The sequence below is a fragment of the Streptomyces sp. E2N166 genome, assembly GCF_003671715.1.
Taxonomy (GTDB): domain Bacteria; phylum Actinomycetota; class Actinomycetes; order Streptomycetales; family Streptomycetaceae; genus Streptomyces; species Streptomyces thinghirensis.
Window position 1 is genome coordinate 208224 of sequence record NZ_RAIF01000006.1, and the last position, 611, is coordinate 208834.

The 611-nt window shown below is 63.8% G+C and carries 1 protein-coding gene; it reads left to right on the plus strand.

What is annotated here, in order from left to right:
• Positions 1-8: 8 nt before the first annotated feature.
• Positions 9-611: condensation domain-containing protein (locus EBH09_RS01220; RefSeq protein WP_345940924.1), on the plus strand; the 603-nt coding region annotated here is incomplete at its 3' end.

Here is a 611-nt window from a genome sequence, read left to right on the forward strand (position 1 = left end):
ACGTACTCCTGCTCCTCCTCCACCACATCGCATCCGACGGCTGGTCCATGGGCCCCCTCGCCCGCGACCTCACCACCGCCTACACCGCACGCCTCCAAGGCCAAACCCCAGCCTGGCAACCCCTACCGATCCAGTACGCCGACTACACCCTCTGGCAACACGAGATCATGGGCCAGGAGCAGGACCCAGAGAGCGCGATCTCGCATCAGCTTGGTTACTGGAACACAGCACTCGCCCACCTGCCCGAACAGATCCAGCTCCCGACTGATCAGCCACGCCCAGCCACTGGCTCCCGGCACGCAGGCAGCATTACGTTCACCATCCCGGCGACGACCCATAGGCAGCTTGCCGAAGTGGCGCGTGAAGGGCATGCGAGCCTGTTCATGGCGCTACAGGCTGCACTGGCAACGTTGTTGACACGCTTGGGAGCGGGCAACGACATTCCCATCGGTTCGCCCATCGCCGGACGTACCGACGACGCGCTAGAGGGACTTGTCGGCTTCTTCGTCAACACCCTCGTCCTGCGTACCGACACCAGCGGTCGCCCCAGCTTTCGAGAACTGCTCCGTCGCGTGCACACAACTGACCTGGATGCCTACAGCCACCAGGAC